The sequence below is a fragment of the Crenobacter intestini genome (assembly GCF_004919095.1).
Classification (GTDB): Bacteria; Pseudomonadota; Gammaproteobacteria; order Burkholderiales; family Chromobacteriaceae; genus Craterilacuibacter; species Craterilacuibacter intestini.
Genome location: NZ_STGJ01000033.1, coordinates 1 through 7,788 on the forward strand (window position 1 = coordinate 1; position 7,788 = coordinate 7,788).

General features: G+C 61.3%; 12 protein-coding genes. 1 reads left to right on the top strand and 11 read right to left on the bottom strand.

Annotated features, from left to right (window positions below; genetic code table 11):
- On the bottom strand, positions 1-219 hold a 219-nt coding region (locus E5K04_RS16795), incomplete at its 3' end, for a hypothetical protein (protein ID WP_205700408.1).
- Between the two features lie 424 nt (positions 220-643).
- Here E5K04_RS16795 and E5K04_RS16365 point away from each other — a divergent pair.
- Entirely contained in the window at positions 644-1,057 is a 414-nt protein-coding gene (locus tag E5K04_RS16365; RefSeq protein WP_136555911.1) for an entry exclusion protein 1, read from the top strand.
- Between the two features lie 11 nt (positions 1,058-1,068).
- On the opposite strand, the gene E5K04_RS16370 is transcribed toward E5K04_RS16365, so the two are convergent.
- The 10 genes from E5K04_RS16370 to E5K04_RS16410 all read right to left on the bottom strand — a co-directional run.
- Complete coding sequence (locus E5K04_RS16370; RefSeq protein WP_136555912.1) at positions 1,069-1,317, bottom strand: hypothetical protein; 249 nt, start codon at positions 1,315-1,317, stop codon at positions 1,069-1,071.
- Positions 1,310-1,939, bottom strand: coding sequence for a recombinase family protein (locus E5K04_RS16375; protein WP_136555913.1), 630 nt, complete (start codon positions 1,937-1,939; stop codon positions 1,310-1,312). The genes E5K04_RS16370 and E5K04_RS16375 overlap by 8 nt, the downstream gene beginning before the upstream one ends.
- Before the next feature lie 230 nt (positions 1,940-2,169).
- Positions 2,170-2,400: a DUF2442 domain-containing protein gene (locus tag E5K04_RS16380; protein ID WP_136555914.1), complete on the bottom strand. Its 231-nt coding sequence runs from the start codon at positions 2,398-2,400 to the stop codon at positions 2,170-2,172.
- 369 nt (positions 2,401-2,769) lie between these two features.
- Positions 2,770-2,904 carry a hypothetical protein gene (locus E5K04_RS17030; protein ID WP_268907644.1) on the bottom strand — a complete coding sequence of 45 codons (135 nt, stop codon included), beginning with the start codon at positions 2,902-2,904 and terminating at the stop codon, positions 2,770-2,772.
- On the bottom strand, positions 2,904-4,289 hold the full coding sequence (locus tag E5K04_RS16385; RefSeq protein ID WP_136555915.1) for a replicative DNA helicase: 1,386 nt from the start codon (positions 4,287-4,289) through the stop codon (positions 2,904-2,906). The genes E5K04_RS17030 and E5K04_RS16385 overlap by 1 nt, the downstream gene beginning before the upstream one ends.
- Complete coding sequence (locus E5K04_RS16390; RefSeq protein WP_136555916.1) at positions 4,286-5,119, bottom strand: replication protein; 834 nt, start codon at positions 5,117-5,119, stop codon at positions 4,286-4,288. The genes E5K04_RS16385 and E5K04_RS16390 overlap by 4 nt, the downstream gene beginning before the upstream one ends.
- Positions 5,116-5,328, bottom strand: a complete 213-nt coding sequence (locus E5K04_RS16395) for a hypothetical protein (RefSeq protein WP_136555917.1) — start codon at positions 5,326-5,328, stop codon at positions 5,116-5,118. Before E5K04_RS16395 ends, E5K04_RS16390 begins: the two co-directional genes overlap by 4 nt.
- Before the next feature lie 131 nt (positions 5,329-5,459).
- A complete protein-coding gene (locus E5K04_RS16400) occupies positions 5,460-5,918 on the bottom strand; it encodes a helix-turn-helix transcriptional regulator (protein ID WP_136555918.1) in 459 nt (152 codons plus the stop codon).
- 331 nt (positions 5,919-6,249) lie between these two features.
- A complete protein-coding gene (locus tag E5K04_RS16405; RefSeq protein ID WP_136555919.1) occupies positions 6,250-6,507 on the bottom strand; it encodes a hypothetical protein in 258 nt (85 codons plus the stop codon).
- Positions 6,508-6,863: 356 nt separating this feature from the next.
- Positions 6,864-7,788 (bottom strand): DNA-primase RepB domain-containing protein (locus E5K04_RS16410; protein WP_168929267.1); only part of this gene is annotated, 925 nt, incomplete at its 5' end.

The window sequence follows — 7,788 nt, forward strand, 5'->3', positions numbered from 1 at the left end:
CGCGGCCAGCCCCATCAGGTCAACGTCACCCCCGTCGTGCTGGTCAACGTCGATGTACAGCGCGTGTAGGCCGGCCAATAGCTGCGTGCGTCGCCAGCCGTGGAAGGTGTTGGGGGTCAGGTAAACGTCGGGCTCGGCCAAGTGCTGCGCGAGCAATGCGCGTAGCTCGTCGTGCGGAAGGGATCGCCAGGCGGGAGCGCGGTCTTTCAGCCAAACCACGCGAGCAAGTCCGGCACGGTACTGCCCGAGCATGTCGGCGTGACCGGCTGGGTGCGTGAGGTCTAGGGTGTACTGCTCGGGATTTTTTGCAGCGGCGATCACATAGGGCTTTCGGTTTTTGCCCCACGCGGTAGAATGCAAACTGTCTTGGGTGTGCATCCGTTGTTGCGATGGGGCCATTCAAATTGGGTCGGTATTCCAGTACCGCCCCGCGACTAAGCCCGGTTCCAGCCGGGCTTTTTCGTGTCCACAGCATACGCTGATGGACTGCTCCCGAGAACAGCGTCGGCAAGATTCACCACCTCGCGCCCTCCCCTGCCCCTTGCCTGTCGCCAGTACGCGACGGTCGCGCCCTGCCCCTCTTGCTGTCTCAAAGAAACGCCTCGATGATGCCCCTCGAACAAACAGCGCGACGGGGTGAGGCATGGCATTGGTTGGGGTAACTAAAGCGGCAGCGATGACCGGCAAAAGCCGTGCGACCTTGTATCGCAAGATGCACTCGGGGGAACTGTCCTATACGAAAGACAGCGACGGTTCTGCAATCATCGACACGTCAGAGCTGATAAGGGTTTTTGGGAGTCTGCGACGCCCTGGAGAATCTCGTGAAGCGCCGAATGATCCCGCTCAAGACAGCATTGAGATGCGGCTGTTACAGGCCGAAATCGCACGCCTGCAGGCAGAGCTAAACGCCGAACGTGCGCAGAAGGATTTGCTACGCGAGAACGTCCTCGACCTGCGCCGGATGATGCTGCTGCTGGAACACAAGGAACAGCCTGAAGCGGCAAGTGAAACCGTCGAAAAGAAGGGCAGGAAGGGCAAGAAGGGGCTGCTGAAATAGCCCCTGCGCCCTCAACGCTTTGACTGCTCGATGCGCGCCCGCGTGTCGGCATCCAGTTCGCCCAGGTAAACGGCGAGAACCTGCTCGCCGGCCTGCCGTGCTGCCTCTCGGCTTCTGAAGCCGTCTCCAAACTCAACGGCGACGTTGCCGGCCTCGGCCTCGCTCTCGTCGTCGTTGCGCCCGTAAACAAGCAGCTCGAAGAACCAACCCTTGCTGCTCTCGCCCGTGGCGACATAGGCGTCATCAACTCGGTCAAACATTGCCCTCTACCTCCTGCGTAACTGCGTAAACGGTCGAACGGCTGCACCCAACAAGGCGCGCAATCTGTGACGGGTTCAGCCCTGCTGCCAGATGCGCACGGATCGCGGCGTGCTTGTCGGCGTCGGGTTTGCGGCCTTTGTAGACGCCCTTCGCCTTCGCCTGCTCGATGCCCTGCGCTTGCCGTTCGCGGCGTGTTTCGTAATCGTCGCGCGCCATCTGGAGCGCCAAGCGCAGCAACATATCCTGCACGCCCTGGAGCACAACCCGTGCCACCCCATCGGCGGCGGCGGCGATTTCCGACAGATCCACCACGCCTGGAATAGCGAGCTTCGCGCCTTTGGCCTTGATCGCCTCGACCAATGCTTCGGCTTGCTCCAGCGGCAGACGGCTAAGGCGGTCGATCTTCTCGGCGATCACAACGTCACCCGGCTGGAGGTCGGCAATCATGCGCTGTAGCTCGGGGCGGTCGGTCGTCGTGCCTGATGCCTTCTCGCGGTAGACGGCGGCAACGTAGAAGCCCTGCGCGCGCGCCTGATCGACTAGCGCCTCCTGTCGGGCGAGGTCTTGCCCGTCTGTCGAAACGCGAAGATAAACCCGTGCCGTCCTCTGCTCGTTGCTCATGATTCCCGCCTGTCGATTTGAGTATACTCAAATCAGACAGTATCACCACGTCTCACAACCCGCTATATCCCAATGCGATTGGGGTCGCTGAATCGGGTAAAAGTGTCGCGTAATTGCAAACCACCCTATTCGTACACAATTGGGTTTAGCATGACCGCACCACATCGGAGTGCTTGGCATCCAGCAGCTGGCATGGAAAGCCCCGCACTCGGCGGGGCATGAGGTCGCTGTTAAGCAGCAGGGGCAAGCTCGTCAGAGGCTGATGCCTCTGCAAACAAAAGCGAAAAACCAATCTGATCCCAATGAATGCGACAACCACACACCCGGTAGTCGCTGAACTGCTCCGTGGATGCGGCAAGAAGCGTAGGAAGCAATACCAACGGATAGTGGATCGTAGCGCCATTTTTGGTAACGATTTGCACGATCCCATCTTCACGAACAACCGAAACTATCTGCGTCATCAGCAATCACCCATCGTTCATGCACATGCCATCCAACATTAACATGACATTGTTTAATCTATGTGCTGAATGGTGGTAGCCAGCCCCGCTGCCGGAAATGTGTAGTCATTTGTAATCACTTTTGGCTCGCAGAAAGCCGGCAGGCTCGGCGTTACCCCCTCGATGCGATGCTGCCCAACACCAGCCCCACAAGAAACGCCCGTAAACGCGCATACAGCGCCTTTCGTCGCTCCAATGAGGGGTTGCCCACCCTTCGCCTAGATCGCGCAGCAGCGGGCGTTAAAACTTGCCTGCTCGACATACATTTCCAGAACTCCAACGAAAAACCCCCCGCCTTGCTAAAAGCGGGGGTGCTTGGGGCAGGTTGATCTACCGTCGAGGCTTCTCGCTCCCCTTCGGCTTCGGCTCCTGCGTGCTTCGCTGCTCGGTGGCGACCTTCTGCATCTCGGCCAGCAGCGCCGCTACCTTCCGCTTCTGCTCGGCAAACGATTGCTTTGCTTTCATCACCTGATCCCCCTGCGCTCCGTCTTGCTGACGGCGAGCGATGAAGCGGCCATTGAGCGCGCCGCCTCAAACTCGGCGAGATCCGCCTCAGCGATGCGTGAGTGCCTGAACTTCGCCACCGCCATGCCGATCTCGCCCATGCGCGCCTTCAGGACGTGGATCTCGGTGTAGCCCTTCAGGTCGCCGTCGCGGTGCGCCAGGACGCCGATTACCGTGTCGCTGTCACGTTCAATGCTCGCGCTCTCGGCCATGTCGGTGAGCTTCGGCACGGCGTCTGCCCGCGTGCTGTCGGGTCGCTTGCATTGGGCGACGGCAATCACCGTCGTGTCCATCTGCCGCGCCATCGTCTTGAGCGACCAAGTAATGTCTGCAATGGCCTCGTGCCGGCGCTGGTGCTGCTGGTTGCTCCGCATCAGGCCGATGTGGTCAACGACGATAGCGTCGAGCCTGCCGTACTTGCGCTTCACCTGGGCGGCCTTGAGCGCGACCTGAGCCGGCGTGTTGGAGTCCAGATCGTAGATCAGCTTCATGCCGGACAAGCGCCCCACAGCTGCGGCAACGGCGTCGTAATCGGATTGCTGCATGTCGCCGGTCATCATGTTGCGGACGCGGCCACCACCCAGGCTGGCGAAGTGGCGCACGGCGATTTGTTCCTCCCCCATCTCGCGCGACACAACGAGGACAACCCGTTCGCCGTCGCTGACAAGGTTCTCGAGGATGGAGGTTACGGCGGTCGTTTTCCCCCCGCCGGCAGCGCCCGCAATCGTCACCAGTTCGCCCGAATGGAGCCCGCCGTATAGCAGCGCATCAAGCGAGCCAAAGCCGGTCGGCATCCCCATTGCCAGCCCACCAATCGCACGGTCGATGAAGTCCAACCCACGATGGGCAATGTCCTCGGCAGTCAGTAGCCCGACGTTCATGCCCTCGTTCGCCTTGCCGTCGATCCTGGCGAGGGCAGCAGCAAGCGCCTGCTCGTAGCTCTCGTGCTCGCCCATCTCGTTGATCGCCTGCATCAGCGCGGTTCGCATGTCGCGGCGCTTGCCCTCGTCGGCCAGCAGGCGGCAGGTGGATTGCAGCTCGCTCGGGAATGCGGTGTGGGACTGGAACAAGCCGAACAGGTACTTCTCGACATCATCGTCAGGGTGAAGCTGCTCGTGCCGTTTGACGTGCTCGATAACAGACAGGGCATCGCGCGGTCGTCCAGCCGCAGCCAGCCACCACAACGCGCGTGCAATCGGTACATGCAGCGGCTCGTTGCAGATCCATTCGGGCTTGAGACTGGCGGCGTCCTCGGGCAGCGGCGCACCATCAAAGTTGAGCAGCAGCGAGCCGATCAGGTTCCGCTCACGGGCAATGAGGCTTTCGCGGTCTAGGGTCTGCCTCATGCCGCCTCCCCTTCCGCGTGACGGCGTTCAGCCATCTTGCCGGCTGTCGTCAGGAAGAACACCCCATTGCGGTCTATCGCCCACAGCTTGTACCAGTCTTGGCGGACGCAGTTGCGGAAGGTTTGCCGCCAGTCTGCCTGTCGCTTGCGGCTCTCGATGTGGCGAGCCACGAACTCATGCCAGCAGAGGGTGATGTACTCGACGGGCAGCTTTCCCCTGTCGCACTCGCTGGCAAACAATGGGTCGTCAGCAGATAGGAGTTCCCGACCGGCCTCGCGCTCTTGAGTCATCCACTCGGAAAGAGTCAGAGTGGCCGACCGCTTGCGGGAGGCGGGTTTGGCTGCCGGAGTGTCGCCTTTTTCGACAGGAACAGGCTTTGTTTTCTTTGTGTTTTGTAATTGTATTTTGTGGGGGGTGATTCGCCCTGTTTGCGCAGGGTGATTCACCCTGTTTAGGGTGGTATTCAGGGTGATTCGCCCTGTTTGCAAAGCCCACTCAACCGGAACCAAAACAGGGGTAAGGAACGCGCCAAGTTTGGTGCGCCTGCCGCGCTCGATCATGCGAAAACCAACGAGGTCATTCAGTGCCTTGCGAACGTCTGCCACGTCGATTCCGGTCATGGCGGACAACTGACTGGTGGCGATGCAGTCCGACGGCTTGTTGAAGCCAAGCGTCTTTCGCAGCACGGCGCGGAATACCCGCTCTTGGCGGAAGGTGAGCGGCGAGGACAGCAACGCATCTTCCAGTGCGTTCGGCATCTGGTAAAAGCCTGCCGACTGCACTACTCCTTCCACGATATTCGCCAGCGTGTGCTCGAATGGTTCGCTCATGCAGCACCCCCGTCGTTTTCACGGTGGATGATTGCGGCATCCAACACCGCCCCCAACTCGGAGCGAACCGCGAGGTGGATGCGCATTTGGATGGACTCATCGCACTGGAACCAGCCGGGTTCCGCAGCGCCTGCAACAAGCCGATTGATCCTCTCGTCTACTTGGTCGAACCGGCGGCGGATCTCCGTCTCAAAATCAAAATCGCTCATGAAAAACCCCTTGGGCAAAGCCATGCCGTCCAACAACAGCGCGACATGGCAAGGTCGCACCCCACGCAATGCGAGCGGGTGCGGGTATGCCTCGGCGTAGAGCCGATGCCTTGTCTGCGTGCTGTGGTGGCTTAGCTGGCGGTCGCCTGGGCGAGCATCCAGCGGTCAAGCGCCGCGACCTCAAAACGGGTCACGCGGCCAATCTTCAGCTTCGGCGGGAAGGAGGGGTCATTCGCGATCAGGCGGTACAGCGTCGGACGGCTGATGGAGAGGCGAACACAAGCGCCTGCGGGGTCGGTGAACTTCTGTGCTGCGGTGTTACTTTGATGCATTGTCTGGCCTTTATGGGATTCGCCAGAGTGCGAGCCGCGAGGCTTTTGAAACGCCACCGTGGCAACAAAAACAGTTGCCCAATGCGATTCCAAAAGTCTATCCTCGGGGTTCTCTTGTACCCCAAAAGCTGGTCGCACTCCGACTGGTTGAAAACCGGCAGTCTCTCGATTGGCCTCGAGACGATCTACCTGAAAAGAGCCGCCCTCCAAGGCGGCTTTTTTCTTGCCCTGGAGAATCAGCCCGTCCGCTTCTCGCATTGCAATGGGGTATGCCCACAGCGGTTAAGAAGCATTCGGTATCGCGATGATACACCAGCGTGAAAAGGCTATGCGTCGCTGACGCGCTCCGGCTTCGCCTCGCTTGTTCTTCGTGCGGATCGCCGTGTGACGGGCAAGCCCGTCCCTCGGCTCCCTCCCGACGGCGCTTATTCAAACCCTGATGTAAAAACTGGAAGAGCAACCCCAACCCCGGCGAATCGGGACATGGTTGCTCCTGGTGGATGCGCGGCTACGCTGAAGATGCACCTCGGCGGTCGCCGGACTTGCTGCTCCTTATCAACCGCCTGTTCGCCTGCGGCAGTCGGGGTGCTCACTCATAACGCTTCCGAACGTCACCCACCTTCACCTCGGGAATGTCACTAGGTCGGGGGAACGTCCGATGAACCTCGCAGCGGCGAAACTCGCCGAACGCTTCGGACTCGCGCTTGAATTGCTCCTCCTCCTCCGGCGTCATTTCGATGTGGTGCGGGTAGGTGTAATGGCGAAGGCGGTACTTCGCACGGCGGCGCCAGGACACCAGCCCCACGACGGCTAGCAAGAGCGCGAGGCCAACCAACAGCTTGAGCATGAACATCCCTCCGCGCGCGTGAGGCGCGTAACTGCCGCCCAGGGGCGGGTTATCTGATTATGGCTTCGTTGAACACTTCACCTGAGCCAGCCATGCACGGTTCCAACCGCGACGCCCAGCTCGGCGGCAATCGCGCGGTAGCTCATCCCTTCGCCGCGTAACGCCTCGGCAGCGGCCTTGCCGTTCGTTACCTTGGCTCGGCGGGTCTCGCCTGATGCCTTGCCCCCACGGCGGCCTCGGTGCGCTTGTAGCGCGCTGAAACGCTCGTCACTGGCGGCAATGTCGAACCCCAAAAGCGAAGCCCTGCGGGCGGGGCAAGCCCACTATACAAGGTGCGGACTTTGCACCATCCCGCTCTATCCCGCCAAATAACCCTTGGCAGTCCGTAGCGCCACCCCTAGTTCGGTGGCGATTTTCTGGATCGTCATGCCCTGCGCGCGAAGCCGCCTAGCCTCTTCCCTGCGCCCTTCTGCCGTTGCAAGGTAGGTTGCCCTATCCACGGTGCGGCGACGCGCGTTATGCGCCTGCAAACGCTCGCGTTCGCGTTGCTCGTGCAAGTCGTCGGGGATGATGGCGCGCAACTCGTGGACTAGCTCGGGGTGCGGCTCGATCAGGTCGCTCAATGCGTTCCAAAGCGTGACCCGCTTGTACTTGTAGCGCCTGCCGTCGTCCTTCTTGGCATCAGCCCGTGCGCGGGCAACCACGCTCGACGTGTAGGACAGCGCCTCGGCCTCGGTCAGCGTCGGCATCAGCTTGCGGGCAACGTCGATGATCTCGGCCTCCAGCGAATCGCTGACAGTGAACCAGCTCAGGGCGTTCGCCATGTGAAACAGCAGCCGGTCGCGCTGCCCCTTCGGCACGCCGCTGGATCGCCATTCGTTGGCGTCAACGATTCGCCAGAGGTCGCGGTAAACGAGATACCAGCGTTCGTAGATGGAACCCGTTGCCGTCCTGCGCTTGGTGCCTGCCTTGCCCTGCGCGGCGCGAATATCGCGCACCTGGGCACGCTGGCGCACCTCGGCGCGGGTCGCCGGCATGATCTGGTCGAACAGGAAGTCGAAGTCGTAACGCTCGCCGTGGATTGCCTCGGCGGTCACGGTGCGGCCTGTCTTGCTGTTGACCGTGCCGACCACGCGCAGCACGCGGGTGCAGTCCACGGCCTGCCGGTCGCCGCCCAGGATCGCGCACAACTGGCGCTGGCACGCCTGCCACCTCGGCAATGCCTTAGCGGGTAGCGGCTCGATCAGCCAATAGACGTGAATGCCGCGCCCCGTGTAGATC